The sequence below is a fragment of the Bradyrhizobium sp. CCBAU 51753 genome (genome assembly GCF_015291565.1).
In the GTDB taxonomy this organism is placed as follows: domain Bacteria; phylum Pseudomonadota; class Alphaproteobacteria; order Rhizobiales; family Xanthobacteraceae; genus Bradyrhizobium; species Bradyrhizobium ivorense.
The window spans coordinates 8,484,870-8,511,773 of record NZ_CP030037.1; the positions used below are offsets into that span (position 1 = coordinate 8,484,870).

Genomic DNA, 26,904 nt, shown 5'->3' on the forward strand with positions numbered 1-26,904 from the left:
GGAAAACGCTCTATTTATTGAAAGAGCATCTGTTGAATCGCGACGGCCTTGCGAAAGCGTCTCGACCAAGCCCACGGTCCAGCACATCGGGCATCCGCGTAACGCGACGAGGGCGGCAACGCCCGCGCCCAGGGATAGCCAAGGGTGCGCGGTCTGGTGGACGACGGCCCAAGCGAATAGCGCCGCCGCAGCTGCGCCGCGCATCAGGTGTGCGCCCAGGAAAACGCTCCCGAACATGCCGGTTCCACGAAAGTAATTCATGTGCTCTCTCGTCCGCTGTCCTTTGCGCCGAGCAGATATTCGCGCACCAATGCGCGGGCGCGGCGCAGGCGGCTCTTGGCCGCTTCGCGCGTCACGCCGAGCCGCCGGGCGATTTCCCCAATCGTCAGATCTTCGAGATCTCGCAGCAGCAGCACTTCGCGATGCGACGGCGAAAGCGACTCGATCGCATTGACCAAGTCTATGCGCAACTCGTCTTGCGGGACCTTTGCGAGTTCGCGTGCCTCTTCCAGGCTGGCGAGCTCCTCGACCCCGCGCATCAGCATCAGCGCCGGCAGCATGCAAAGGCGCGCGATGACGGTTAGCAGCCAGCCGGCGAGTGCGGCTGGACTGCGGATCGTGCCCACGCGCCGGTACACGACGATGAGTGCTTCTTGCACCACATCTTCGATGACCGAGGCGCGGTAGCAAAGGCGCCGGGCGTAGCGTCGAATGTCCGGCTGCAGCGCCACCAGGAGCTGTGTCAGCGCGTGGCGGTCGCCCGACTGTGCCGCGAGCAAGAGATCGTCTGATACGCGCGCCAAGGGCGGTCACCCCTTCAGTGGCTCGCGCCCGGCGACGGCGCAAGCAGGACAATAGCCGAACACGCCAGTGACCAGCGTCACCACACCCGCACCGCTAAGCAGTAGCCCGAGCGGCGAAGCGTGCAGCGCAACCACGCCGCAGATGAGCATCAAGCTCCCGCCGATCAGTCTGGCCGCGCGCTCCCATCCGCCGACGTTCTTCCTATACCACATGGTTCTGTGCTCCGGTTCGTGACACGCCGCGATGGCGCATTCATCCAGACAAGAGGGCGCAAACCCGGCGCCGGGGTCGCGGCCCAAAAAATAATTTGAGGGGGGCTGGCAGCTTCGGCGGGCTGGCGTGGACGTCGGGCGACCTCGCCGTGCAGGAGGCGGTCAAGGTCGGACGCGGGCTGAAGGAGCGGCCGACGTCGAAGCAGATGGCGCCGCTCGCCGAGCCGTGGCGTCCGCTGCGCGGCGCCGCCGCACATCTGTGGTGCGCGTATTACCGCGTGCTCCGGAAGCGCGAGGGCGTACTTGCGCAATAAAATCCGGGTCGCGTGTCTTAGAAAAGGTGCAACGCCCTTCGGCGGCGCGCTTCAGATCCCACTACAAGATATCGAAAACAATCCCATGCAAAGCAAGGACGGGCCCGCTTGCAGGGACCGGGATTCAGCGGCGGGCCTGGCGGTAGTTCCCGGCTTCCAGCCGGTTTGGCCGAGACAGGCATTTCCGTTGCCAGCTACTGCCGGTTCGCCGCCATCAACGGACATCACGAGATCGACCCGGTTGGTCTGCTATGGGCCACGAACGAACATCGCGGCCAATCAGCGGTGGCCGAAATTGGGCTATCAGTTCGCTCGCGGTGGCGCTTTGAAGCAGAGCGACCAGTCCGCACATTTCCTCACAATTCCGGACAAGCCCGGCGGCAATTTGCCGATCATTCGTGTTGTGACAACGACAAGAATAGCGTCAATGCAACTTACTCTATTGTCAATTGTAACTGGCGCAAAAGACGGCGCTGAACGGTGAAACCGGGGGAGTGAACGTGAGACGGTTCGCAATATTTGGCCTTATCGGACCGTTCGTGGGCTTCCTGGTATTCATTGCGCTAGGTGGCGGCTTTGCGAGTCACGCCGTTGAGGCATTCCTAATTTTGCTGCCCTTTGCCATGATTGCAGGCTTGGTACCCGCGATTCTGACGGCGCTATTTGACAGCGCATTTGAAAAATGGCCCCTCCGTCGGAGTGGCCGCTTCATGGGGGTCGCAGCTATTGGTTACGCGACTGCCTATTTGCTGATGCTCGAAAATCTCGTCGAAACTACAGTTTCTATCCCCTTTGAGTATCGCTGGGGATTAATTGGAGCAATTCCTGCGGTCTTCTGTTCCTGGCTCAACGAGCTTGCGACCCGTTGAAAGGTAGCCGGTCAATTTTCCGCTCTGGGTCAAAAGCCGACCACGACGTCTCGCTCGACCTTGGTCGGCTTCGCTCCCGGCAGCGGACATTGCGGCATTCTGAACAAACGTCGGCTTCGGGCCAACAACAGACATCTAATGATGATACCTCCGGTCAGGGAGCCTCTCCGCAACAGCCTGGTAGTCACCGTAGCCTGTTGTGGTATTCAATCATCGTGCGTGGCGCTATCTCTTCGCACTGTCTCGGGGAGCCTCTGTTGCCATCGGCGCTTTCGAAAGTGATTGTTCGGCCACTTCTGCTCCACGATATCCGCCCTGGCGTACCCTCCTTCATAAGGATGTCGATATCATCGCCACGGACGGCTGCGACCTGTGCCCGGTAAATTGGCCCTCCATCGCGTTCGAACAGCGCTCTCTTCGATTCCAGGTCGATTGTGAAAAACATGTAGCCTGCTTCCGCGCATTTGATGGTGATCGGATGCTGAACCGAACCAAAAGCCCGGAAATCTAGAACGCTCCTCGCTGCTGTGACCGTGCAGGGATGACTTGGCGCGTCGTTAAACCCAGGCCAAATCATTCTCTTTGCGGTGACGTCATAGGTGAGAGTGAACTTTCCGCCAACAACGCGCAGCGTGAACTCGATCTTGCCATCAGGCCGGTCGCCAGAGGAGACGATCTCTCCAGCGAACACATTCGTGCCATCGACTGTGGTCTCGTTTACGGATGGTGACTCGAAGACGGCAGTCTTCGCGTTAGTGTCAAATGTTGCGAAATAGGCCCCGCTTGATGGCTTGCCTTGACAGCGAACTGAGAAGTCTAACGCCCAAGCTCCATCCACGGTCAGCGATGCAAAGACGGCAAAAGCAGCGATCCCAAAGAGTTTCATGATGCACTTTTGTGATGGTTGATACCTGCTACTTAAACAACGGAAGGTTAACCCTCGTTTGCCCGAACCTGTGGAATTTGCCGAAGTCCGCTTCGGGTCATAGGCGTCAAAGGTCCGCAATGGGTCAAAAGCCGACCACGACGTCTCGCTCGACCTTGGTCGGCTTCGCTCCCGGCAGCGGACATTGCGGCATTCTGAACAAACGTTGGTTCCGGGCCAAAAGCACGCATCTTTGAAATTAGGCGGACATTCCGTCACCGAAACTGCCGGAGAGCACGCATCGCCGGCATCGCCTCACCCGATTTTCCTTAGTGAGCAAACACGCTGCGGCTCTCATGCTGGCAACAGCGGAACACGCCGCTTCATGGGTCCCGATGTTCGAGGAATTCCTTCACCGGCCCGATGAAGGGGTGCGCGAACTGGCCGAGCATGCCGCCGGGGATCGGCTTCACCGTTCCGTATTTGACCGGCCAGCGGTCTTTGGGCAGGTGCCAGGTTCTGCCCAGCATATCGAACAGCGGCGTGTGTGCCGCGTAGTTCTTGTCGATGGCCTCGGCGTCCGAGGCGTGGTGCCAGTGATGGAATTGCGGCGTGACGATCACGTACCGCAGCCAGCCGACATCCATCTTGATGTTTGAATGGATCAGCACCGATTGCACGGAGATGAAAATGAGATAGGCGAAGATCGTGTCCTGCGGGAAGCCGAGCAGGACGATCGGCACCAGCACCAGGGCGCGCGTTGCCAATGGCTCGAAGAAATGGAGGCGCGATCCCGAGAGCCAGTCCATGTGTTCGGGCGAATGATGAACCGCATGGATTCGCCATAACCACGGCACCTCGTGATAGGCGCGGTGGGAGATGTATTCGACAGCATCGGCCGCCAGGATCACCAGCACGAAGCGGACGATCGACGGCAGGGCCACGACATGCGCTTGCAGTGCCGGGCTGATCGCCCAGGCGAAATAGTCATGGGCAAAATGCGTCGAGACCACCAGGAAGACGCCGATCAGCAGGTGGTTGACTCCGAAATAGGCGAGATCGAGCCTCCAGCCGGGGCTGAGCGGCCCTTGCTCCGGCCGCACCCGTGGGAAGACCCACTCGAGCAGCACGAATGCTGCGCCGGTGAAGAATAGATCGAGCACCAGCCAGTCGAGGCCGAGATAGAAGCGCGGCTGGAGAAAATCTGGTGTCGGCACGTAGGGTCCGCCAAGCAGCGTGGCGAAAAAAAGCGCGCTGAGGCCGATCGTAGCGGGCGCCCGCGGGCCGCCAAGCATGATCCCAATGACGCCGAGCCAGACACCGACGACCATCGCGATCGCGAGGGTGAGGCGGAGCAGCTCGACGTCGTAGTGGACGCGCAGCTCAGGCGTCGTGAGAAAGGCAGGGTAGCGCAGGCATAGTACCGCAGCGACGCTGAGCACGCCGATCGCGGCGCAGAGAGAACTGCCTATGCGCCCTTCGCCGATACGCGGCCTCGAACTTTCTTGAGCCATCAACGGTCTCCCTACAAAGATTCTGAAGCGCGTCAGCATAGGCCCGCGAGAGTTTACTCAAATTCAACGTCTAGGATACATAGATGGCCGATAAGAGTTAAAATTGCGAGAAGTCAAAAGTCCGCTTTGGGTCACAAGCCGACCACGACGCCCCGCTTGACCTTGGTCGGCTTTCCTCCCGGCAGCGGACATTGCGTCAATCTGAGCAAGCGTCAGCTACGGGCCAATAGCAGATGCCAGCCGCTCACTGCGTTGGATATTGCTTTGATTTCAAGAATGCCGCTGAGAAGCTGACAACCTCTCGCCAGCGCGACAGCAAATCGCGGTCGAAGTTCAAGCGAACTGTAAAACCTTCAAAGGGAAATGCGGTTTTACATCGCGCCCATGAGGGAGGAAGCCATTCTTCGCATTCGATCTTAGTCAACAAGGTAGCGTCCATCTGGACGACCCTGCCAAACGTCCGGGAGCCGAGCCCCGGACAGTCCGCCCTCCGCTCGTAGACCCACATGTCGTTCTCGACGAGTACGTCGCCATGGCATCCAGCTAATTTTTCGCCGAACTTTCGCAAATACTCGGCACGATCATCGCTATGAATGCTCATCCGTATATTGCGGCGACGCACCTCTTCCGGCAGCAGCTTTGGAATGCCGGGAATGTCCTTTCCGAATCGAGGCCCCAGGATCGCCGTCTCGAATAGTGACATCGGCGATGCGGTCTCGAGATCAACGCCAATGTTGAAGATCTCGAATCCCGGCTCATGCTCTGCATAAAGACCAACGTATGCGCGGGCCAACCGAAAACGGACAACGAGCCCGGGAATGAGTCTATGGAACTGCGGCAATTGGCTGGTGGAACCGACGACTTCGATATCGATCTGTGTCATGTCGGTCGATACGGCGAGTCTTTCTCTGACCGCCTTGAACTCGTCCGCTGTGGCAGTACCGCAACTAATGCTCAACATTGAGCAAATGAAAAAGGCTAAGCCAACGGACAAATCGCGACCGCAGATTGCACTGGTCGCAATGCCAAAGTTAGACATGCGATTTGGTGAGAGCGCCATCAATCTACCCTGGATCATCTGCTCTCGGCGGTTTAGGCAGCTAGCAGAAAGCGACTACGTGCCAACATAATTGAAGATGCCTCGCATAATACCATGGAGGTTGCACGGCCCATTTCACCGATACTTCAAATTTTGATTAATTAGGACGGCTGGTGGTAAGCGATTTGCAATCGACGTTTAAAGCCGCGATAGAACGACGCATGGCCGCTTCGGGTCACAGGCAGATCTGACAACTCCGCGGTGTCACTTCCGGTTTTCCTCGGACAGCGGACATTGCAACCCGGCTTGACGGCACCAAGTCTGGCCGTTCTGCGTGAAAATTGTATCCCTAGAGCTATTTCCGTTCCGATGGAATCGGAACGGAGCTCTAGATTCTTGTTTTGACGCGTTTTCTTCACGCGAACCGGCATCCACTTCGCTGGAAAACGCTCTACCCCCGCAGCCGGACGCGGTCCTGGCGTGCGCAGTCGGTGACGAAGCCGAGCACGGCGCGCACCGCGGGCAGCTCGACCAGGTCGGGATGCGCGAGCAGCCAGAGATCGGAAAGGCTGAAGAGCTTTTGCGGCGCGATCCGGATCAGATCGGGATAGGGCGCCGCCACCAGGCAGGACAGCACGGACACCCCGAGCCCGGCGCGCGCCGCCGCCAGCATGTCGCCCTGCGAGGAGCAGCGCATCACCATCGTGCCCTGCCGCGTGACGAAGTCGCTCCAGCGCGCCAGATCCGCATTCGAGGCCTGGTCGGCGAAGCCGATCACGCTGTGCCCCTTCCACTCGTCCGAGCGCTCGGGAAGCTTGCGTCCGGCCGCGTAGTCGCGCGAGGCGTAGAAGCCGGCACCAAGCCGTCCGATCCGGCGCCCGATCAGATTTTCGTCGCCGGCATCGACCGGCCGCAGCACCACGTCGGCCTCGCGGCGGCGCACGCTTGCCGGAAACGGGTGGGTGATGATCTCGAGCTGGATGTTGGGGTGATCGCGCAGGAACGGCTTGAGACGCGGCATCAGCCAGTGCGACGCCAGCGTCGCGCCGATCGACAGCTTAACGACACCGCGGGCCTGTGCGCCGGTCGCGGACGCCACGGCCTCCGCGCGCAGGGCCGCCGCGGCCATCGCCTCGGCGTGCTCGCGGAACTTGCGGCCGTGCGAGGTGAGCGACAGCCCGTCACTGGAGCGAGCGAACAGGCGGGTGCCGAGTTGCCGTTCCAACGCCGCGACGTTGCGGCCGGCGGTCGGATGGCTGATGCGCAGCCGGCGCGCAGCGCCGGCCAAGCTCCGCGTCTCCGCCACCGCGACGAACGTCTTGCAGAGATCCCAGTCCATGACATTCCGTCCCGTTCAATTTTGGTGAATTGTCTGTTCAATATTGAACGCCAAGCCGACGCCGTCCAGCCTTATATTGGCGGGCAAGAAAACTGCCGCTCAGCACAACACAACGCGTTTCCCGCCCGGCCGCGGCCGATGGCGCGCGCATGGAGGACCTGACAGATGCCGCTACCCGCTTCGCTCGCCAACAAGCTCGAACTGCCGGTGGTCGGCTCGCCGCTGTTCATCGTGTCGGGGCCCGAGCTCGTGATCGCGCAGTGCAAGGCCGGCATCGTCGGCTCGTTCCCGGCGCTGAACGCCCGTCCGGTCGAAAAGCTCGACGAGTGGCTGGCGCGCATTGCCGACGAGCTCGGCGAGTACCAGGCGCTGCATCCGGAGAAGAAGGTCGCGCCCTACGCGGTGAACCAGATCTGCCACGCCTCCAACGACCGGCTGATGAAGGACATGGAAACCTGCGTGAAGCACAAGGTGCCCGTGATCATCACCTCGCTGCGCCCGCCGTCCGAGATCGTCGAGGCCGCGCACTCCTATGGCGGCGTCGTGTTCCACGACGTCATCAACGTCAAGCACGCGCGCAAGGCCGCCGAGCAGGGCGTCGACGGCCTGATCCTGGTCTGCGCCGGCGCCGGCGGGCATGCCGGCACGCTGTCGCCGTTCGCCCTGGTGCGCGAGGTCAAGCAATGGTTCAAGGGCACGATCCTGCTGTCGGGGGCGATTTCCGACGGCTGGAGCATCGCATCCGCGCTCGCGCTCGGCGCCGACCTCGCCTATATCGGCACCCGCTTCATCGCCACCGAGGAGGCCAATGCCGATCTCAGGTACAAGCAGGCGCTGACCGAACACGCCGCCCACGACATCGTCTATTCGAACCTGTTCACCGGCGTGCACGGCAATTATCTCGGGCCGTCGATCGCGGCGGCAGGGCTCGACCCCGCCAACCTGCCGGTCGCCGACAAGACCAAGATGAATTTCGGCTCCGGCGGCAACATGAAGGCCAAGGCCTGGCGCGACATCTGGGGCTCCGGCCAGGGCATCGGCCAGATCACCGACGCCCCGCCGGTCGCCGAACTGGTGGCGCGGCTGAAGGCGGAGTTCACCGCGGCGCGCAGCGATTTCCTGCGGGCCAGCGCCTGACCCTATTGCAGCAGTCCGGGAGCGAATGATGAGACGAGCGCAGCATGCGCTGGCGGCGATGCTTGCCGCCTGCGCGATCACGAGCACGGCGGCCGCCGACAACAATGAGGCGATCCGGATCGGCCAGACGCTGCCCTATAGCGGGCCGGTCTCCGGCTTCGGCACGATCGGCCGCGCCCAGGAGGCGTTTTTCGCCAAGGTCAACGCGGAGGGCGGCATCAACGGCCGGCAGGTGAAATTCATCACGCTGGACGACGCCTATTCCCCGCCGAAGACCGTCGAGCAGACCCGCAAGCTGGTCGAGCAGGAGGAGGTGCTGATGATGTTCGGCTCGCTCGGCACCGCCACCAACAATGCCGTGCACCGCTATCTCAACACCAAGAAGATCCCGCAATTGTTCGTGCTGAGCGGCGCGACCAAATGGGCCGATCCGAAGACCTATCCGTGGACCATGCCGGGGATGGCCTCGTACGAATCCGAGGGCGTGGTCTATGCCAAACATGTGCTGCAGACCAAGCCGGATGCGAAAATCGCGATCCTCGCGCAGAACGACGATTTCGGCCGCGACTATGTCGCCGGCTTCAAGCGCGCGCTCGGCAGCAAGGCCGCGAGCATGATCGTCGCGGAAGCGAGCTACGAGACCTCGGCGCCCACCATCAGTTCGCAGCTCGCGACCCTGAAGGCGTCCGGCGCCGACGTGCTGTTCGGCGTCGTGCTCGGCAAGTTCACCCCGCAGATGATCAAGGGCGTCGCCGAGATCGGCTGGAAGCCGGAGCTGTTCTTCGTGCCCACGTCGGCCTCGTCGATCTCGTTCCTGGAGCCCGCCGGGCTGGAGAATGCGGTCGGCCTGATCTCGTCCAGCAACCAGAAGGACACGATGGACGCGCAATGGGCCGACGACCCCGCCGTGAAGGAGTATCTTGCCTTCATGAAGCAGTACCTGCCCAATGCGGACCTCAGCAACTCGAACTACTCGGCCGGCTATCACTATGCGACGCTGCTGATGGCCGTGCTCAAGGCGTGCAAGAACGATTTCAGCCGCGAGAACATCATGCGCCAGGCAGCATCGTTGCACGAGGTTCCGCTGCCGCTATTGTTGCCGGGCATGACGGTGTCCACCGGACCGGACGATTACCTGCCGTTCCAGCAGTTGCGGCTGCGCCGGTTCAACGGCAAGAGCTGGATCAGCTTCGGCGAGATCCTGGACGATCGCTAGGAGACAAGGCGATATGATCATCAGCGGCGACAGACAGATCAGCTACGGCGACATGCACGCCCGCATCGCGCGGGCAGCGACCGGCTTGCGCGCGCTCGGCGTTCGCGGCGGCAGGCCGGTCGGCATGATGCTGCGCAACGACTTCGCGCTGTTCGAGGTGGTGGCGGCCGCGGCCGCGCTCGGCAGCCCGGTGGTGCCGATCAACTGGCACCTGAAGGCCGAGGAGGTCGGCTACATCCTGTCCGACAGCGGGGCCGGCACGCTGGTCTGCCACGCCGATCTGCTGCCGCAGATCAGGGACGGGCTGCCGCCCGATATCAAGCTGCTGGTGGTTGCGACGCCGCCGGAGATCGCGGCCGCCTATGGCGTGACGCCGGCGCTGGCCGCCGTGCCGGACGGCCTAACCGACTGGGACCGCTGGCGCGATACCCATCAGCCGCTCGCCGAGCCGCCGATCGGCGCCGCGCCGATGTTCTACACGTCAGGCACCACCGGCCTGCCCAAGGGCGTGCGGCGCAAGCCGATGCGGCCCGAGCAGCAGGCGGCGGCCGCCCGCGTCGGCGCCATCACCTATGGCATCAAGCCGAACGAGGATCAGGTGATCCTGATGAACGGGCCGATGTATCACTCGGCGCCGCACTCCTACGGCATGCTCGCCTTCCGCAATGGCTGCACCATCGTACTGGAGCCGCGCTTCGATCCCGAGGACCTGCTGCAACTGATCGAGCGTCATCGCGTCACCCACATGCACATGGTGCCGACCATGTTCGTGCGGCTGCTGCGCCTGCCGGAGGACACGCGGCGCCGCTACGATCTGTCGTCGCTGCGCTTCATCGTCCACGGCGCCGCGCCCTGCCCCGTCGACGTCAAGCGCGCGATGATCGAATGGTGGGGCCCCGTCGTGAACGAATATCTCGGCTCCACCGAGACCGGCATCCCGGTCTGGCATTCGGCCGCCGAAGCCCTGGCCAAGCCCGGCACGGTCGGCCGCGCGATCGAGGGCGGCATCGTGAAAATCTTCCGCCCCGACGGCACGCTCTGCGACGTCGGCGAGCCCGGCGAGATCTTCATGCGGCAGACCGCGACCTCGGATTTCGACTACCACGGCAACGCCAAGGCGCGCGCCGAGGCCGACCGCGACGGCCTGATCAGCGTCGGCGACGTCGGCTATCTCGACGCGGACGGCTATCTGTTCCTGTGCGACCGCAAGCGCGACATGGTGATCTCGGGCGGCGTCAACATCTATCCCGCCGAGATCGAGAATGCGCTGATCGGCATGGACGGCGTGCGCGACTGCGCCGTGTTCGGCGTCCCCGATCCGGAGTATGGCGAGCGGCTGTTCGCCTGCATCGAGCCGGAAGCCGGCGCAGTGCTGTCGGTCGCGGCGGTGCAGGATTTCCTGCGCGGCAAGCTCGCCAATTTCAAGGTGCCGCGGGACATCCAGTTCATGGACGCGCTGCCGCGCGAAGCCACCGGAAAGATTTTCAAGCGCAAGCTGCGCGATCTCCACCGCGACGGGCAGTTGCACGCCGTCCGGTGACGGCAGGGCGAACAGCGTTTCAAACTTTGTTGCTGTTGCCAAGCGGGCCGCGGACAAGGCAAGGATCACGGCGCGCAACAAGCGAGAGTCCGCAAAATGAACTCGACCGATTTCATCGTGGTCCGCAACGATCTGCCGCAGAGCAAGATCATCGAAACGCAATTGCCGGACGGCGCGGCGCTGCCGGCCGACGCGCTGCTGGTGAAAGTTGTCAGCTTCGCCTTCACCGCCAACAACATCACCTATGCCGTGATCGGCGAGCAACTGAAATACTGGAACCTGTTTCCGGCGCCGCAGGGCTACGGCATCATCCCGGTCTGGGGTTTTGGCGAGGTGATCGCCTCGAATCATCCGAACGTCGCTGTGGGCGAAACGCTGTTCGGCTATTTCCCGATGGCGACGCATCTCGTCATCGAGGCCGCCGATGTGACGAAGCGCGGCCTGCGCGACGCTGCCGCGCACCGCCAGGGCGTGTCGCCGGTCTACAACGTCTACTCCCGCGTCTCGGATGATCCGACCTATGCCGGCCGGCAGGGCGATTACCGGGCGCTGATGCTGCCGCTGTTCATGCTGTCGTTCATGGTCGACGACTTTCTGGCCGAGAATGAATTCCACGGCGCACGCCGTGTCATGCTGTCGTCGGCCTCGAGCAAGACCGCGTTCGGTCTCGCCCATCTGCTGCACAAGCGACCGGGCGTCAGGGTGGTCGGGCTGACGTCGAAGGGCAATGTCGATTTCGTCAAATCGCTCGGCTGCTACGACGAGGTCATGACCTACGATCAGGTCACCGCGATGCCGCAAGGCGAGCCCACGGCCTATGTCGACATGGCCGGCAACAGCGCGCTGCGCGAGACCCTGCATCGGCACCTTGGCGTGCAGATGGTCCATTCGCTCCGCGTCGGGCTGACCCATCGCGCCAGTGACGCGGACGAGCCCGTGCTGCCCGGCGCCAAGCCGGTGTGGTTCTTCGCGCCGGACCAGATCCGCAAGCGCGCCAGGGAGTGGGGACCGGGCGGCGTCGACCAGCGTTTTGGCGCCGCGTGGGCCGAGCTCGTGCCGCATCTGCCGGACTGGATCAGGGTTGTCGAACGGCGCGGCGTGCACGCGGTGCGTGAGGCCTATCTCGATACCCTGCAGGGCCGGGTGCCGCCGGATCAAGGCCTGATCCTGTCGCTGGCCGAATAGGCGGCATCCCGTCACGGCCTTTCGGCGCCTCGGCAAATCGGTATAGGCTTCGCGGCACGGGAAACGCTGCAAAAAGCACCGCAAGGCAACGTCGCCAAAGCGGCCGATGACGAGAAACGCCGGATGCTTGACAAGTCGGACGATATTTCGGTCGCCGCCGACCATTGGCTGCTGCAGTTCGAGGACGCGCTGGCGAGCCCGGACGACGTGCTGCTGAAGCCGCTGTTCCATCCCGACAGCTACTGGCGCGACGTGCTCGCCTTCACCTGGAACATCCAGACCGTCAACCGCGCCTTCGCGATCCTCGAGGAACTGCCCGCGCATGCGCAGCGCAGCACGCCGCACAATTTCCGCATCGATGCCGAGCGCGCGGCGCCGCGGCGGGTGATGCGCGCCGGCACCCAAGCGATCGAGGCGATCTTCAAGTTCGAGACCGCGATCGGCCGCGGCCACGGCATCGTGCGGCTGATTCCCGACGCCGCCGACGACAACCGCCTGAAAGCCTGGACGCTGCTCACCGCGCTCGAGGAACTGAAAGGCTTTGAGGAGCAGCAAGGGAGCGCGCGGCCGCGTGGGCAAGCCTATTCGCGCGACTTCCGCGGGCCGAACTGGCTCGACCAGCGCAAGGCGGCGGCCGAATATGCCGACCGCGATCCTGACGTGCTGGTGGTCGGCGGCGGCCAGGCCGGGCTCGCGATTGCGGCGCGGCTCAAGCAATTGAACATCGATGCGCTGATCGTCGACCGCGAGGCGCGGATCGGCGACAATTGGCGCAAGCGCTATCACGCGCTGACCCTGCACAACCAGGTGCAGGTCAATCACCTGCCCTATATGCCGTTCCCGCCGAACTGGCCGACCTACATCCCGAAGGACAAGCTCGCCAACTGGTTCGAGGCCTATGTCGAGGCGATGGAGCTGAATTTCTGGACTGGCACGGAATTCGCCGGCGGCAGCTATGATGCCGCGCAGGGACGCTGGACGGTCGAGCTGCGCCGCGCCGACGGCTCGACCCGCAAGATGCAGCCGCGCCATGTCGTGATGGCGACCGGCGTCAGCGGCATTCCGAACCGGCCCGACATCCCCTCGCTGAAAAATTTCGCCGGCAAGGTGCTGCATTCCAGCGGCTACGAGGACGGCGAGGATTTTTACGGCAAGCGCGCGATCGTGATCGGCACCGGCAACAGCGGCCACGACATCGCCCAGGACCTGCATTCCTCGGGCGCCGACGTCACGCTGGTGCAGCGCTCCTCGACACTCATCACCAATATCGAACCGTCGGCGCAGCTCGCCTATGCCGCCTACAACGAGGGCACGCTCGAGGACAACGATTTGATCGCGACCTCGATGCCGCTGACGCTCGCCAGGCGCAGCCACGTGCTGATCACCGAACAGTCGAAGCAGCTCGACAAGCCGCTGCTCGACGGCCTCGCCAAGGTCGGCTTCAAGCTCGACTTCGGCGACGGCGGCACCGGCTGGCAGTTCAAATACCTCACCCGCGGCGGCGGCTATTATTTCAATGTCGGCTGCGCCGACCTCGTCGCTGATGGCGCGATCAGGCTGCAGCAGTTTGCGGATATCGATACGTTCGTGAATGAAGGCGCGCGGCTGAAGAGCGGCGAGACCATTGCCGCCGACCTGATCGTGCTCGCCACCGGCTACCGGCCGCAGGAAGAGCTGGTGAAAAAGCTGTTCGGTGCGGCGATGGCCGCGCATGTCGGCCCGATCTGGGGCTTTGGCGACGGCCAGGAGCTGCGCAACATGTACACCCGCACGCCGCAGCCGGGCCTCTGGTTCATCGCCGGCAGCCTCGCGCAATGCCGCATCAACTCGCGCTACCTCGCGCTGCAGATCAAGGCGATCGAGGAAGGGCTGTTGCCGCGCGATGTCGGGCCGGTGGCGAGGTTGTCGTAATAATCACTAATGTCATTCCGGGATGCGCGAAGCGCAGACCCGGAATCTCGAGGTTCCGGGTTCGCTTCGCGCCCCGGAACGACACCCTGGGGAGAGAAGAAAAATGCCAACAATCCTCGGCTCCGGCGAGCATCGCTACCGCGTCGTCGAAAATTTCGCAAAACTGCCCGACGGCTGGAGCCTGACCGACGTCGCCTCGGTCGCGGTCGACAGCAAGGACCGCATCTACGTCTTCAACCGCGGCGCCCATCCGATGGTGGTGCTCGACCGCGAGGGCAATTTCCTCCGCAGCTGGGGCGAAGGCCTGTTCTCCCGCGCCCACGGCCTGCACATCGACGCCGACGACAATCTCTACTGCACCGATGACGGCGACCACACCGTCCGCAAGTGCTCTGTTGACGGCAAGGTGCTGCTGACGATCGGGATTCCCAACAAGCCGGCGCCGTTCATGAGCGGCGAGCCGTTCCACCGCTGCACCCACACCGCGCTGTCGCCGCAGGGCGAGATCTACGTCTCCGACGGCTACGGCAATGCCTGCGTCCACAAATACACGCCGGACGGCAGACTGATCAAAAGCTGGGGCGAGCCCGGCACCGATCCCGGGCAGTTCAACATCGTGCACAACATCGCGACCGATACCGACGGTTATGTCTATGTCGCCGACCGCGAGAACCATCGCGTGCAGGTGTTCGACGGCAACGGCCGGTACGAAACGCAGTGGAACAATCTGCACCGCCCCTGCGCGCTGTGCTGCTGCGGCGGCGGCAAGCAGCCGAACTTTCTGATCGGCGAGCTCGGCCCCGGCATGGCCGTGAACCGCAAGGTCCCCAACCTCGGCCCGCGGCTGTCGATCGTCGACGCCAAGGGCAACCGCATCGCCAAACTCGGCGGCGAACACGGCCCCGGCGTCGAGACCGGCAAATTCCTGGCGCCGCACGGCCTCGCGCTGGATTCGAAGGGCGACATCTATGTCGGCGAGGTCGGCGTCACCGACTGGAAGACCAGCTTTCCCGACACCGAGATGCCGGCTGCGGTGCGGGTGAGCCGGTGCTTGCAGAAGCTGGAGCGGGTGACGGCATAGCTTCTTCCCCACCCCCGTCACCCTGAGGCGGCCGCTTCTTCAGCGGCCCTCGAAGGGTCGACGGCCACCGACCGGGCCGATTCATCCTTCGAGGCTCGCAAGGGCTCGCACCTCAGGATGACGGGAAAAGAGATTGCCGCGTGAAACATATCACTCCGGCTTGATCCCCGAGGCCTTTGCGGCTTTCGCCGCTGAAATCAAACCTCGCCGATCACCTCGCGGCGGCGCTGCTCGGATTCTTCCGCATAGCGGCGCATCGCATGGGCCTCGGTGAGCAGGCCGATCGGCCGGCGGTCGCCGTCGCCCTCGACCACCGCGAGCGATTCGGCCTCCGCCGCGTCGAACACCGCGATCGCCTCCTGGACGTTCATGGCGGGATGCAGCACCACGTCGGCGTGGCGCAGGATGGCGGCGAGGCCCTTGTCGGTCTCGATGTCGGGCGCATGCGCTTCGGCGACCACGGCGAGCCCGGCATAGCGGCCCTCGCCGTCGACCGCGACCACCTGGGTCTTCGAGCCCGGCGGAAATTTCTCGCGAAAGGTCGCGAGCGGCATCGCGGCGTCCACCGTCGTCATGTCCTGCCGCATCATCCGCCCGACAGTGAGATCGCGGATCCAGCCGATATCGGCGGCGCTGCGGATGCTCTCGCCGCGCAGATGCAGCCGCCAGGTCGCGAACGAGTAGCCGAACAATTCGCGCGTCATGGTGGTCGAGATGATCACCGCGACCAGCACCGCGGTGGTGAGCCAGAGATTGCCGGTCGATTCCAGCGCGATGAACGACATCGTCAGCGGACCGCCGATCACCGAGGCGGACAGCGCGCTCATCCCGATCACCGCATAGGCGTTGGGATCGAGGTTCAGCCCCGGCCAGACGCTATCGACCCCGGCGGCGAACAGCCGGCCGCCGAGCACACCCATGAACAGCGTGGCGAAGAACAAGCCGCCGCGAAAACCGCTGCCGAGCGAGATGATCGATGCAATGGCCTTCAGTGCGAACACACCGGCGATGAAGCCGAGCGGCATCGCCACGATGCCGGCGAAACGCAGCGCGCCATGGCCGGACGACATCACCTGCGGGGTGAGCAGCGCCAGCGCGCCGACCGCAAGCCCGCCGAGCGCCGGCCGCAGCGGCGGCCAGAGCCGGGTCCTCGCCAGCAGCGCCTCGCACAGCGTCACCCCGCGCATGATCGCAATGCCGGTCAGGGCGGCGACCACGCCGAGCAGCGCGGCAATCGCAAGATCCCGCCCCAGCACGTCACCGACCACGCCGACGCCGACCCCGAGCGGCAGCGGCTCGAACGCATGCGCGACGAAATAGCCTGACACCGCGGCGACGCCGACCGGGGTCAGGCTCGCCGGCGTATAGCCGCCGATCACAAGTTCGAAAGCATAGAACGCGCCCGCCAGCGGCGCGCTGAAGGCGCCGGCGATCGCCGCCGCGGCGCCGCAGCCGACCATGATTCGCTGGTCGTTGCGGCGCAAATGAAAGCCGCGACCGAGCGACGCAGCGAGCCCGCTCGACAGCTGGGTATAGCCGGCCTCGAGCCCGACCGAGCCGCCGATGCCGCTCGACCAGACCGTCTGCAGCGCCACGATGACGCTGCCGCGGAACGACATCCGCCCGCCATAGAGCGCATTGGCCTCGATCGGGTCGATCTCGCGCGCCGGACGGACCCGAATCAGCAGCAGGAACGCAATCCCGAGCAGCAGGCCGCCGACCGAGGGAACCAGCAGGGCGCGCAGCGGATCGATGCTCGGCTGGCTCGACAGCCGGTCGCCCAATGGCAGATTGAACAGCACCGCATGCAGCACCGAGACCAGCCCGCTCATGGCCGCGACCACGAGGCCGCCAATGGCGCCGATCAGCACCGCCAGCACCACCAGGCTGGTTTCATGCGCGCGCACGAATGCGCGCAGCCGGCGCGGCGCCTCGAGGTAGCTGGACGACGTGGTCATCGGATAAGGTCCGTCAGCGGCCGACAGGGGCCTTGCGGCTCCCTTTACGGACCTCAGGGACGGGTGGCAATCGGGGCGGGAACATGGCAAGCGCACGGCAGATAAGCCGCTCTATGCTCTTCACAATCCCGTCACGCTGCCTGTAGTATGTGAGTGCATGCTGCTTCGCAGCTAATGGGAGTCAGGAGCGTTATTTGAACGCACATGTCTCGCAAGGCGGTTGGCCGGTGCTGGTGCTGAATGCGGACTTCCGGCCGCTGAGTTATTACCCGCTGTCGCTCTGGTCCTGGCAGGACGCGATCAAGGCGGTGTTCCTCGATCGTGTCAACATTGTCGAGTACTACGACAGAGCGGTACGAAGTCCGTCGTTCGAAATCCAGCTGCCGAGCGTTGTATCCTTAAAATCCTTCGTCAAGCCGACCACCCACCCCGCCTTCACCCGCTTCAACGTCTTCCTCCGCGACCGCTTCTCCTGCCAGTACTGCCTCTCCGCGGACGACCTGACCTTCGATCACATCATTCCGCGCAGCAAGGGTGGCCAGACCACCTGGGAGAACGTCGTCGCCGCCTGCTCGCCCTGCAATCTGCGCAAGGGCAACCTGACGCCGCAGCAGGCCAAGATGTTTCCGAAGCAGACGCCCTACGCGCCGACCGTGCACCAGCTGCACCGCAACGGCCGCCTGTTTCCACCGAACTATCTGCACGAGAGCTGGCTCGACTATCTCTACTGGGATACGGAGCTCGATCCGTAGGGCACGGCGACCCCACAGGTGGCGCGCTGCGCCCAGGGGGCGCAACGGACCGGCACAAGACCATCGCCCGGCGCTGCCGATTGCCACTGCTTGCAATCTTAGATAGATAGCCCGCTTCAAGGTAGAGCGGGACTCATGACGGCGGCAGATGACTTGAATGGACGTCTCATCCCTCGAGGCGCGTGGATTCTTGCAGAACTTCATCACATGCGCCGTCTGATTGCCGCGACACTCGGCATCCTTGCATTCGGCTCATCCGTTCAGGCGCAGGATCGACCGGTTGAATTGACAGCGGCCGGCAAAGCCATCCTCGAAGCGCAGCTCGCCAGCGACGGCGTTGCGGACCATGGCCGGCCCGGTCCCGAACAGCCGCTGACCTTCCCGCTTGCGATGTGCACCTTTCCCGACGGCCTCTGCGGCGCGGTGCGCCGCGACGGAAGTATTGCCGTGCCGCCGCGCTACGACTGGGTCGGCGCATTCTCCGACGGGCGCGCCGCCGTCCGCACAGGCGGCCTCTATGGCTTCGTCGACGAGGACGGCCGCGAGATCGTACCGCCGCGCTATCGCATCGTCGGCGACTACAAATTCGGCTTCGCGCAGGTCGACATCGACGGCAAGTCGGGCCTGATCGATCGCGACGGCAGATTGGTGATCGAACCGCGATACGGCTTCATCCAGGCCATCGCTCCCGATCGATTCCGCGTCTCGGACGCGCGGCAATTGGGCGGAACGATTGGCGCCGAGACATTTCTCGATGTCAGGGGTGAGTCTCGGGTGGACGAGGGCACGATCTCGGGTTCATCCAACGAGACCAAACCTGGGATCATCGATCGCACCGGCAAATGGATCGAGCCACCCGTCATCAACATATTCGACCCCGACGAGCGATCGATCCGCATCGTGCTCGTGAACGCTCTGTGGGGGCTGCAGCGCAGCGACAGAAGTTGGCTGGTCAAGCCGCAATTCAATGCCGTGGATGCGCTCAGCGGCGGCCTCGCCCGCGTCAGGGTGAGCGGCAAGATCGGCTTCGTCGACCGCAGCGGCCGATTTGTCATCGACCCCGTCTTCGATGAAGCGTGGGCGTTCAAGCCCGGTCTCGAAAACACGCCCGTGCGCCAAGGCGGGCACGCGGGCGTCATCGATCGCACCGGCGCCTGGACATTTCGAATTCCTGCCAGCGGGCTGTATCGAGCGGTCGCATCTGACCGGAACGGCGGCACACAATTCGGCTGGCATTTCCAGCAGGGCCGCCGCTGGGGTCTGCTCGATCTCGAAGGCCGCATCCTGCTGAAGGCCGGCTTCGATCAACCCGTCCAGCGCTGTAGCGACGGCCATCTCGTCGCCTCCGAGGACGGGCAAAGGCTTTATTTCAAGAGCGATGGCGGCCCGCTAGAGCCACAGGAGGGCCGAATCCTCGATGCCAGCTGCGGCTCGCGCGCGCCCTACATCGTGAAGGCCGGCGACAAGTTTGGGCTGGTCGACGGCGACGGCAAGGAGATCATCCCGCCTGCACTGGACGCGCTGATCACCGTCACGAAGGATATCTGGAACGCAAAGCGCGACGGAAAATGGGGGCGCCTCGGGTCCGATGGCCGTTGGCTGTTCGAGCCGAAGTTCGACTACCTCTCGCACAGCGACTCGATCATTGTCGCGGCAACGGAGGCCAAGCGCGGCTTTCTGAATGCAGACGGAAGCTGGCTGATCGAGCCGCGATTCGACGCCGCACGGCCGCGGGATTCCGGGACCGCGTTTGTGACGGTGGACGGCAGCACCGGCATCATCAGGGTGAACGACCAATCATGGACCGTCGCGCCGCGGCCGGGCGTGATGTGCGACATCCCTTACGGGATCCTGTCGCAGCGCGAGGGACACCGCAGCATCCTCTCGCCAAGCGGAGAGCCGTGGATCGACGCGCATGTCGACCGGCTCGGCATAGACCTGGAGACAGGGCTGCTGCCGTTTCTGGCGGACGGCAAGTGGGGATTGATGGACACCGCCGGGAAAGTCGCAATCCAGCCGACCTACGACGCCCAAGTCAGCTTCCGGCCGTCACTTCGCGGCATCGCCTGGGCCAAGCACGATGGCCGCTGGTGCCCCATCGACCGCCGCGGCCACGATGTACCGGGATTGGCATGCACCGAACGCCCGCCCTTGGGCGAAGGCGGCGGTTATTTCCGATGCGTGGTCGAGCCGTGACGTGAGCATCACGCACCGTGTGCGCGTCGTCCTAGGCGGCGCGTGCTGAGCCGGCGGACATACCTTCTCTCCGCATTGACCGTGGATGGCGCCGCCGCAATCGGCGCCAGCCGATCACGATGCCGCTGATCGAGACGATGGTGCCGACCGCCGACAGCAGCCAGACCACGACGTCGCGCAGCGGCCAGACCTGCAGCAGCAGCGGGAAATCCATGCTGTGCAGCGCGTTGAACAGCCAGCGGTAGGAGCGGCGGCTGTCGTCGCTGCGGTCGAGGATCTCGGCAGTGGCAGGCGAAATGTACAGCCAGGTACGGGCGGGATCGTCGAAGCCGATCCGCAGCACCGGAAGCTCGCGGCGCTGATGCAGCGTGTACCAGTAGGCGTCCGGCGCATCGAGTTGCCGCACGAAGCTGATCGCAGCGCCCGGCATCGCGCGGCGGGCGGCTGCGACGATCTGGTCCTGTGAGAGCGTGGCCGGCGCGCCGGTTGCCGCATCGGCGATGGTCTGACTGCCGTCGCGATCGCTGAGCACCATCATCGGGTGCCCGCCGAGCCAGACGAAGCGCGCTTCGGTCGCCGGCATCGGCGGCGCTGACTGAACGCGCGAGACGATGTCGGGCGCATCGTGGCCGCTGTAGCCGACCGCGATCTCGCGCGTGACGCCGCGGCCGGAGAACGCGCCGCCGGGATTGAGCGAGAGCCAGCCGGAAAACATCCAGGTGAGCACGAAGATGCCGCCGATCAGGCCGGCGATGTGATGCCAGGCCATCCAGCCGCGATAAAGCGAGATTGTGCCGCGCGCGTAACGGCGGGTCAGCCGCAGCCGGAGAATGCCGATCCAGAAGCCGGTGACCGCGACGACGAGGCAGATGCCCGAGATCCACAGCACCACGTCGCGCCACAACGGGCCGTCTTTGCGCAGCACGGTGGGATAGATCCAGTGCGGGATCGAGCCGAGCCAGTTCCAGACCCGCTCCTGCCGGGTGGTGTCGAGCGCGATTTCGCCGCTGCGCGCGGACACATACAGCTCGGTGCCGTCGGCGTCGCCGAGGCCGATCAGATAGAGCGGCCGCAGCGGATCGAAGCGCGCCGTGACCGACCATTGGTCGCGCGTCACCGTGTCGAGCAGTTGCGGCTGCACCGCTTGCGGGTGATGCCGGGCAATCGCCAGCGCCTGCTCCGGCGTGATGCGGTCGATGATGCTGCCGTCGACCGCTGAGATGGTGACCGCCGCGCCCTCCCATCCGGTCACGCGGTAGACCGGACTATCGTCCATCATCGACAGCCGCAGGTCGCGCGGATAACGCTCCATGCCTGCGATCGCCATGGCGCGATCGGGCGTGATCTGCACCGTGCTCCAGAGAATCGCAGGGAGCGCCGCAAGGCGCTCGCCGTCGGTGAGGCGAGGAAACGCCACATACATCATGACGAGGCCGGAGATGAACCACATCGCGAACAGCAGGCATGTCGCGATGCCGATCCAGCGATGGATGACGTAGAGCCATCGCCGTCCCCGCCGGATCAGTTTGCTGCGCATAGTCAGAACTTCACGTTGAGTGAGAGTTCGGCGGTGCGCGGCATGCCGAGCAGCCACTGCCCGGTGCCGTTCGAAGTCACTGCATAAATCTGGTCGAGCAGATTGTAGACCCGGAACGCCACCGTGGTGCGGTCATCCGGCTTCCACCTGATGCCGCCATTGACGACGTTGTAGCCGGGCCGCAGCTGGGTGTTGGCGAGGTCGGAGTACATCGCGCCGACCATCTGCACGCCGCCATAGACCGACCAGTTCGGCGCGAAATCCCAGGTCAGCCAGATGTTGGCGACCTGCTGCGGCACGTTGACCGGGACGTTGCCATTGAAGCTGACGATCTTGCCGCCGACCAGCTGGCTGTTGTTGTCGTATTTTGCGCGCAGCACCGCCAGATTGGCATCGATGCGCCAGCCATAGTCCAGCGCCAGCCCGATCGTTCCTTCGACACCGCGGGATGATTGCTGGCCGACCTGCAACGCGAGGCCGCTGGGATTGGCGGGATCGGGAATCGTCAGCCCGGTCTTGACGATCTCGTAGGCCGCCAGCGTCCACTCGCCCCGGCCGCCCCAGAACGACTGCTTGATGCCGACTTCGGTCTGTTTGCCGGTGGCAAGCTGGAAGGTCTTTTGCGTGGTCGACAGCGAGATCAGATTGCCGACCGGATCGGCGCCGACCGCATACTGGCCGTAGAAGGCGAGGTTCTTGATCGGCTCATAGACCACGCCGGCGCGCCAGCTGGTGCCCGACAACGTGGTTTCAAAACTGTTCGCCGGCGTCTTGTAGTCGGTACGGTCGACATCGGGGCGGTCGTACCTGACGCCGGTCACCAGCGACAATTGATCGGTCAGCTTCAGCCGGTCTTCGGCAAACAGCGCGTATTGATTGACCATCGAATTGAAGCCCGGCGTGGTCGCCGTCGTCGTTGCGAAGAACGATCCGGGATCGAACACGTATGGGTTCACCGACGACGCGCCGCCAAACGGCGAGTTGTTGGTGTGGAAGAACTCGATGTGATTGACGTCGAATCCGGCAACGAACTGGTTGGCAAGGCCGAAGACGCGACCACTGAACGTTGCGTCCATCCGGTTGCCGGACTGTTTCTGGTCGTGGAGGATCTCGATATAGCTGGTGCGATCGATCAGCTGGGTCTTCGGATTGAAGGTGTAGTTCTCGATGTCGCGCCAGTGCCGCTGGCTGTTGAGATAATACAGCGTGTTGTTGATCCTGATGCCGTCGGCGACATCCCACTCGGTCTTGAACCGGGTCCAGCTGTCCCGGTAGCGGATGGTGCTGTCCAGCGCGTTGTAGTTCTTGAAGCGGAGCGTATCGAGGATGGTGCCGCCGACCAGCGGCGTGCCGAAATAGCGCGACGGGCTGCGGTCGCCATAGTCCTCCGACAGCGTGAAGGCGAGATTCTCCGAGGCCTGCACCCGCACCGCGGCGGAGACCACCCCGTTCGAGCTCTTGTCGCGATCGACAAAACCGTCCGACATGTTGCCGGTGGCGTTGATGCGGTAGGACACATTGGGATTGATCGGGCCGGTGCTGTCGACCGAGAGCCGCTTCGTCATGTTGCTGTCGAGCGACACCGCGGCTTCGTTGTACGGCGTATTGAGCGGCTTCTTCGGGATCACGTTGATGACGCCGCCGATCGCGCCCTCGCCGTACAGCACCGAGGCCGGGCCGCGCAGCACCTCGATGCGCTCGGTCGACCAGGTGTCGTAGGGGAACGTCAGGGTGCCGGAGCCGATATAGAAGCGGGTGCCGTCATACAGCGTCATCACCGAATTGCTGCCGGCGAAGCCGCGGGTGCTGAACGACAGCCCGCCATTGCCGGGCGCCGGCGTTGCGGTGAAGCCGGCCGCATTCTGGGTGACGGCGTCGGTCACATTATGCTGGCCGCGCTCCTCGATGGTTTGCGATCGGATGATCTCGACGCTGCCCGGCGTCTGCAGCGGCGTCAGGTTGAGACGGCTGCCGGTGCCGCCCGGCGTGTTGGCGTTGAGGGTCGGAGATGGCGCGCCCGATCCGGACGAAGCGACAGGTTGCGACAAGCCAGTGGCGGCCGCGGCGGGCGCCGCAGGTCGTGGCCGGGGCCGCGCAGCGGTGGTGGCGCCGTTGCGCTCGGCGCGCTTCGGCTTGGCGGCGGCGGGCGGCGACACCTCGACCGGATCGAGCACGGTGGTTGATCGGGCGGTCTGCGCGAGCGCTTCGGCCGGCAACAACAGTGATGACAGGGAGCAAATGAAGCCGAGGCGCGACCTGAGCGCGACGGAGGCGGGGGACGACATGAACGGACTCGCGGGTAACGTGGCACGTCACCGCGAACGCGGACACCGCATCACCCCAAGGGACACCCAAGGTAATACGCCGATCCCCACCAGGACGCCCCGCCCGATGTGCTCGCGTGTGACCACGACTGACGGCAGGTCTCCTGGCTCGCGGGTCGTCGCCTGTCGCCGCCTTCCCGGGCCTGACGGACCAGTGGCAAATTGACGAGAGGCTCGCCGCCTACAGTTGCGGGGACAGCCGCGGCATTGGGATGTCACCCGCACCGCATTCCCTTTTGATCCCCCGAAGGAGAACCGTCGGGCGGAACGATAGGTGCCGGCTCCGGGGGTGTCAATTCGACGTGAATGTCACACGCATCGTTTGCGAGATGGTGCGGCGGAAGCGACACAGCGCTAGCGGTGTCTGACGCACAGACTGTTTGCCCCGTCATCCCCGCGCAAAGGCTTCGCCTTTGCGCGGGGGTGACGGATAACTCACGCAGCGCTGAGACTGTTGCCCCGTCATCCTGAGGAGCGGCCACTTGGCCGCGTCTCGAAGGATGCACGGCCCGGCCGGTGGCCGTCGACCCTTCGAGACGCGCGCAAGAGCGCGCTCCTCCAGCGACAAAGGCGAAGCCTTTGCGCGGGGGTGACGGAAAACTTATGCTTCATGTCATCCCGCTTCAACACATCCTTGCATCACCGCATCGATCTCGGCGCGCGACAGCGCGCCCATCTCGGCGATGAAGACGATGCGTGTTCGCGGCACGCCGGGCGTGGGCGCGCCGCCGGCCGCCAAGGTCGCGCGTCCGCCGGCGAGTTGAAACACCGTCAGCCGCCCGGGCTGCTCGACCGTCTCGAACAGGCCCTTTGCCCGCGCGAGCTTTGGCGCCAACCGGCCGATCGCCTGCTGCAGCCGCGGCAGCACGATGCGCCGGTCCGACGTCCAGCTCAGCGTCTCGAACCGATCCGCCGCCGGGCGGCGCGGTGTCACGTCGCGCGGCTCCGGCATGCGGTCCGGGTCGATCGGGAACAGCAGCGCGGCGGGTACCTCGCCGTGATCGGCGTCGACCACCACGGCCGCCGGACGCTGTGCGCGGATCGCCTCACGCGTCGCCGCGCGCGCGCCAGGGTCCGCGAGGTCCACCTTGCTCAACGCCACCACATCGGCCGCGCGGAGCTGCGAGCGCAGCAGCGCGTCGTTCAATGCGGCCGGAGGCTGCGTGGCATCGACCACGCACAGCACCGTCTCCAGCGGCGCCTCCTTCCAGATCACCGGATCCATCAAATTGCGCACGATGTCGGAAGGATCGGCGATGCCGCTGGTCTCGATCACGATGAACTCCGGGCGCGGGTCGCGCCGCAGCAGCGTGGCCAGCGTGCGGATCAGATCGCCTTCCAGCGTGCAGCAGATGCAGCCATTGCTCAGGCTGACCACGCCATCGCTGCTACCTGCGATCAGCTCGGCATCGATGTTGATGGCGCCGAAATCGTTGACCACGGCAGCGATGCGCCGGCCCTCGGCGTGCGCCAGGAGATGGTTGACGACCGTGGTCTTGCCCGCCCCGAGAAAGCCCGCGACCAGCAGGATCGGGACCGGCAGGACTTGGGCTTGCACGTCAGCCCCCAGTGATGGGCCGGCGCACCGGGCGGCCCGGCCGCGCCGCGACATCGAGCACGCCATCGTTGATCAACGGCTGGCCGCTGACCACGAGATGGCGCACGCCCTCCGCCGGACGGTTCATCGCCGAAAAGGTGGCGCGGTCGCTCAAGGTCTCGTAGTCGAACACCACGACGTCGGCATCGGCGCCGGCCTGCAGCCGGCCCTTCGCGCGCATCGCCGGCGTGCTCGCCGAGAGAATTTCGGCCGGGATCAGCGCGCATTTGCGGATGCCCTCGAGCAGCGAGACTTTTCTGCGCTCGCGCACCCATTCGCGGATGAAGCGGGTGAAGCAGCCCGCCGAGCGCGGATGCGACGTGGCATCGTCAGGCAGCGGCCAGGCATCGCCGCTGTACGGCTTGCCGTTCGACAGCGTCCACGGCATCGCGTCGGAGGCGATGGCGCCGCCGGGATACAGCACCGCCATGTCGAGCAGGTCGCGGTGATGCGCGTTGTTCTCGATATCGAGCACGTGCCACAGCACCAACGCGGACGGGTCTTCGGCCTGCGCCGCCAGCAGCTCCTCGCGGCTGCCGAAGCGGTGTCCGTCGGTGACGCGCTGCACCGACTCGTAGCCGAGGCCGTTGCGCTCCTCGAATTTTGGATCGCTGAAGAAGGTCGCCGCCAGCACTGTCGAGCCGGTGCCATACGGATAGGCCTCCACCGTGATCGGCAGGCCCTGCGCCTGCGCCTTGGCGATCAACCCCACACAGCGCTCGATATCGGTCTTGCTCGACGAATTGAAATGGCAGATGTGCATATGCGCGCCGGTGGCGCCGGCATAGCCGATCAGCCGGATATAGGCTTCGGCGGCGCTCTCGGGGTCGATGCGCGACATGTAGGCGACATGGGTGAAGGTCGGCACCGCATGATTGGCCGCGAGCTGGCACACCGCGGTCAGCTCCTGCACCCCGGCACCCGGGGCATAGGCGTTGAGAATGCCGATGCCGATGCCGCCCTCGTTCAGTCCATTGGCGAGGCGCTCGAGGATGCCGCCGACTTCGCTGTCGGTCGCGACATTCTCGATCCAGCGCCGATCGCGCATCGCGGCGCCGAACGACTCCAGCGAGCTTTCCGCGTTCGAGCCGGTCATGGCGCCGATCCGTGCGAACGCCCAGTTGGCGGCGGCGCCGTAGTTCAGCACCCGCCCCTTCTCGGCCTGGCGCTTGTACCAGGATGCCACCGGCAGCACGCCGGCCTCGAGATCGAGCGTGGTGGTGACGCCGTCGAACGCCTGCATGCGGTCGGCCGGAATGGTCTGGCCGTGGGCGTGAAGGTCGATGAACCCCGGAGCCACCACGAGCCCGGTGGCGTCGATCTGCCGCTCGGCGCCGCCGAGCCCGGTGCCGACGGCGGCGATCTTGCCGTCCACGACGGCGACATCGCCGACAGCGTCCATTCCGCTTGCCGGATCCACCACCCGGCCGCCGCTGATCACCAAGCCACCCATCTCACCACTCCTGCATTCCAAAGCCGACCGACCTGTTCTCTGGCACAGAGAAGCGCATCAC

21 protein-coding genes, 2 pseudogenes and 1 riboswitch are annotated in these 26,904 nt (G+C 64.6%); of the genes and pseudogenes, 12 read left to right on the top strand and 11 right to left on the bottom strand.

What is annotated here, in order from left to right:
* Positions 1 to 257: 257 nt before the first annotated feature.
* Together XH93_RS39025 and XH93_RS39030 are read right to left on the bottom strand one after the other, a co-directional pair.
* On the bottom strand, positions 258 to 803 hold the full coding sequence (locus tag XH93_RS39025) for an RNA polymerase sigma factor (RefSeq protein WP_194471515.1): 546 nt from the start codon (positions 801 to 803) through the stop codon (positions 258 to 260).
* Positions 804 to 809: 6 nt separating this feature from the next.
* Entirely contained in the window at positions 810 to 1,016 is a 207-nt protein-coding gene (locus tag XH93_RS39030; protein WP_194471516.1) for a DUF2892 domain-containing protein, read from the bottom strand.
* A 119-nt stretch (positions 1,017 to 1,135) separates the two neighbouring features.
* Between XH93_RS39030 and XH93_RS39035 the strand changes: the two are divergent.
* The 3 genes and pseudogenes from XH93_RS39035 to XH93_RS39045 all read left to right on the top strand — a co-directional run.
* Positions 1,136 to 1,330: pseudogene (locus XH93_RS39035) on the top strand (DNA-3-methyladenine glycosylase 2 family protein); the annotation flags it as partial.
* On the top strand, positions 1,320 to 1,814 hold the full coding sequence (locus tag XH93_RS39040) for a hypothetical protein (protein WP_194471517.1): 495 nt from the start codon (positions 1,320 to 1,322) through the stop codon (positions 1,812 to 1,814). The pseudogene XH93_RS39035 and the gene XH93_RS39040, both read left to right, overlap by 11 nt.
* A gap of 16 nt (positions 1,815 to 1,830) precedes the next feature.
* On the top strand, positions 1,831 to 2,199 hold the full coding sequence (locus tag XH93_RS39045; protein ID WP_194471518.1) for a hypothetical protein: 369 nt from the start codon (positions 1,831 to 1,833) through the stop codon (positions 2,197 to 2,199).
* 184 nt (positions 2,200 to 2,383) lie between these two features.
* Here XH93_RS39045 and XH93_RS39050 read toward each other — a convergent pair whose 3' ends face one another.
* The 4 genes from XH93_RS39050 to XH93_RS39065 form a co-directional block, all read right to left on the bottom strand.
* Positions 2,384 to 3,085, bottom strand: a complete 702-nt coding sequence (locus tag XH93_RS39050; RefSeq protein ID WP_194471519.1) for a hypothetical protein — start codon at positions 3,083 to 3,085, stop codon at positions 2,384 to 2,386.
* Between the two features lie 362 nt (positions 3,086 to 3,447).
* A complete protein-coding gene (locus tag XH93_RS39055; protein ID WP_194471520.1) occupies positions 3,448 to 4,578 on the bottom strand; it encodes a sterol desaturase family protein in 1,131 nt (376 codons plus the stop codon).
* Between the two features lie 244 nt (positions 4,579 to 4,822).
* Positions 4,823 to 5,638: a hypothetical protein gene (locus XH93_RS39060; protein ID WP_194471521.1), complete on the bottom strand. Its 816-nt coding sequence runs from the start codon at positions 5,636 to 5,638 to the stop codon at positions 4,823 to 4,825.
* Between the two features lie 430 nt (positions 5,639 to 6,068).
* Positions 6,069 to 6,956: a LysR family transcriptional regulator gene (locus XH93_RS39065; protein ID WP_194471522.1), complete on the bottom strand. Its 888-nt coding sequence runs from the start codon at positions 6,954 to 6,956 to the stop codon at positions 6,069 to 6,071.
* A gap of 165 nt (positions 6,957 to 7,121) precedes the next feature.
* Between XH93_RS39065 and XH93_RS39070 the strand changes: the two genes are divergently transcribed.
* The 6 genes from XH93_RS39070 (at position 7,122) to XH93_RS39095 (ending at position 15,026) form a co-directional block, all read left to right on the top strand.
* Entirely contained in the window at positions 7,122 to 8,093 is a 972-nt protein-coding gene (locus XH93_RS39070) for a nitronate monooxygenase family protein (protein ID WP_194471523.1), read from the top strand.
* 58 nt (positions 8,094 to 8,151) lie between these two features.
* Complete coding sequence (locus tag XH93_RS39075) at positions 8,152 to 9,309, top strand: ABC transporter substrate-binding protein (protein ID WP_371815141.1); 1,158 nt, start codon at positions 8,152 to 8,154, stop codon at positions 9,307 to 9,309.
* Positions 9,310 to 9,322: 13 nt separating this feature from the next.
* On the top strand, positions 9,323 to 10,849 hold the full coding sequence (locus tag XH93_RS39080; RefSeq protein WP_194471525.1) for an acyl-CoA synthetase: 1,527 nt from the start codon (positions 9,323 to 9,325) through the stop codon (positions 10,847 to 10,849).
* A gap of 96 nt (positions 10,850 to 10,945) precedes the next feature.
* Entirely contained in the window at positions 10,946 to 12,034 is a 1,089-nt protein-coding gene (locus tag XH93_RS39085) for a DUF2855 family protein (protein ID WP_194471526.1), read from the top strand.
* 123 nt (positions 12,035 to 12,157) lie between these two features.
* Positions 12,158 to 13,945 (top strand): NAD(P)/FAD-dependent oxidoreductase, encoded by a 1,788-nt coding sequence (locus XH93_RS39090; RefSeq protein ID WP_194471527.1) that lies wholly within the window; start codon positions 12,158 to 12,160, stop codon positions 13,943 to 13,945.
* Positions 13,946 to 14,048: 103 nt separating this feature from the next.
* Positions 14,049 to 15,026 carry a peptidyl-alpha-hydroxyglycine alpha-amidating lyase family protein gene (locus XH93_RS39095; protein ID WP_194471528.1) on the top strand — a complete coding sequence of 326 codons (978 nt, stop codon included), beginning with the start codon at positions 14,049 to 14,051 and terminating at the stop codon, positions 15,024 to 15,026.
* Between the two features lie 197 nt (positions 15,027 to 15,223).
* On the opposite strand, the gene XH93_RS39100 is transcribed toward XH93_RS39095, so the two are convergent.
* Positions 15,224 to 16,984 carry a chloride channel protein gene (locus XH93_RS39100; RefSeq protein ID WP_194471529.1) on the bottom strand — a complete coding sequence of 587 codons (1,761 nt, stop codon included), beginning with the start codon at positions 16,982 to 16,984 and terminating at the stop codon, positions 15,224 to 15,226.
* Between the two features lie 194 nt (positions 16,985 to 17,178).
* Here XH93_RS39100 and XH93_RS39105 point away from each other — a divergent pair, with 194 nt between their 5' ends.
* The 3 genes and pseudogenes from XH93_RS39105 to XH93_RS39110 all read left to right on the top strand — a co-directional run bounded on the left by XH93_RS39105 (position 17,179) and on the right by XH93_RS39110 (position 19,932).
* Complete coding sequence (locus XH93_RS39105) at positions 17,179 to 17,736, top strand: HNH endonuclease (protein WP_139486795.1); 558 nt, start codon at positions 17,179 to 17,181, stop codon at positions 17,734 to 17,736.
* Positions 17,737 to 18,126: 390 nt separating this feature from the next.
* A pseudogene (locus tag XH93_RS43225) lies at positions 18,127 to 18,306 on the top strand (WG repeat-containing protein); the annotation flags it as partial.
* 204 nt (positions 18,307 to 18,510) lie between these two features.
* On the top strand, positions 18,511 to 19,932 hold the full coding sequence (locus XH93_RS39110) for a WG repeat-containing protein (RefSeq protein WP_246799433.1): 1,422 nt from the start codon (positions 18,511 to 18,513) through the stop codon (positions 19,930 to 19,932).
* Positions 19,933 to 19,963: 31 nt separating this feature from the next.
* Here XH93_RS39110 and XH93_RS39115 read toward each other — a convergent pair whose 3' ends face one another.
* From XH93_RS39115 to XH93_RS39130, 4 genes are all read right to left on the bottom strand, one after another.
* Entirely contained in the window at positions 19,964 to 21,469 is a 1,506-nt protein-coding gene (locus XH93_RS39115) for a PepSY domain-containing protein (RefSeq protein WP_194471531.1), read from the bottom strand.
* 2 nt (positions 21,470 to 21,471) lie between these two features.
* The gene (locus XH93_RS39120) at positions 21,472 to 23,754 is read right to left on the bottom strand and encodes a TonB-dependent siderophore receptor (protein WP_194471532.1); all 2,283 of its coding nucleotides are present in this window, start codon (positions 23,752 to 23,754) and stop codon (positions 21,472 to 21,474) included.
* A gap of 115 nt (positions 23,755 to 23,869) precedes the next feature.
* A riboswitch (cobalamin riboswitch) is annotated at positions 23,870 to 24,068 on the bottom strand.
* Between the two features lie 338 nt (positions 24,069 to 24,406).
* Positions 24,407 to 25,336 (bottom strand): GTP-binding protein, encoded by a 930-nt coding sequence (locus XH93_RS39125; RefSeq protein WP_194475507.1) that lies wholly within the window; start codon positions 25,334 to 25,336, stop codon positions 24,407 to 24,409.
* A gap of 16 nt (positions 25,337 to 25,352) precedes the next feature.
* On the bottom strand, positions 25,353 to 26,843 hold the full coding sequence (locus XH93_RS39130; RefSeq protein WP_246799434.1) for an amidohydrolase family protein: 1,491 nt from the start codon (positions 26,841 to 26,843) through the stop codon (positions 25,353 to 25,355).
* Between the last annotated feature and the right edge of the window lie 61 nt (positions 26,844 to 26,904).

Excerpts from the sequence above, each read along its gene's own strand:
- XH93_RS39120 (WP_194471532.1), bottom strand. The coding sequence starts at position 23,754 with ATGTCGTCCCCCGCCTCCGTCGCGCTCAGGTCGCGCCTCGGCTTCATT.
- XH93_RS39065 (WP_194471522.1), bottom strand. The coding sequence starts at position 6,956 with ATGGACTGGGATCTCTGCAAGACGTTCGTCGCGGTGGCGGAGACGCGG.
- XH93_RS39090 (WP_194471527.1), top strand. The coding sequence starts at position 12,158 with ATGCTTGACAAGTCGGACGATATTTCGGTCGCCGCCGACCATTGGCTG.
- XH93_RS39095 (WP_194471528.1), top strand. The coding sequence starts at position 14,049 with ATGCCAACAATCCTCGGCTCCGGCGAGCATCGCTACCGCGTCGTCGAA.
- XH93_RS39070 (WP_194471523.1), top strand. The coding sequence starts at position 7,122 with ATGCCGCTACCCGCTTCGCTCGCCAACAAGCTCGAACTGCCGGTGGTC.
- XH93_RS39075 (WP_371815141.1), top strand. The coding sequence starts at position 8,152 with ATGCTTGCCGCCTGCGCGATCACGAGCACGGCGGCCGCCGACAACAAT.
- XH93_RS39050 (WP_194471519.1), bottom strand. The coding sequence starts at position 3,085 with ATGAAACTCTTTGGGATCGCTGCTTTTGCCGTCTTTGCATCGCTGACC.
- XH93_RS39085 (WP_194471526.1), top strand. The coding sequence starts at position 10,946 with ATGAACTCGACCGATTTCATCGTGGTCCGCAACGATCTGCCGCAGAGC.
- XH93_RS39115 (WP_194471531.1), bottom strand. The coding sequence starts at position 21,469 with ATGCGCAGCAAACTGATCCGGCGGGGACGGCGATGGCTCTACGTCATC.
- XH93_RS39080 (WP_194471525.1), top strand. The coding sequence starts at position 9,323 with ATGATCATCAGCGGCGACAGACAGATCAGCTACGGCGACATGCACGCC.
- XH93_RS39060 (WP_194471521.1), bottom strand. The coding sequence starts at position 5,638 with ATGGCGCTCTCACCAAATCGCATGTCTAACTTTGGCATTGCGACCAGT.
- XH93_RS39130 (WP_246799434.1), bottom strand. The coding sequence starts at position 26,843 with ATGGGTGGCTTGGTGATCAGCGGCGGCCGGGTGGTGGATCCGGCAAGC.
- XH93_RS39055 (WP_194471520.1), bottom strand. The coding sequence starts at position 4,578 with ATGGCTCAAGAAAGTTCGAGGCCGCGTATCGGCGAAGGGCGCATAGGC.
- XH93_RS39030 (WP_194471516.1), bottom strand. The coding sequence starts at position 1,016 with ATGTGGTATAGGAAGAACGTCGGCGGATGGGAGCGCGCGGCCAGACTG.
- XH93_RS39100 (WP_194471529.1), bottom strand. The coding sequence starts at position 16,984 with ATGACCACGTCGTCCAGCTACCTCGAGGCGCCGCGCCGGCTGCGCGCA.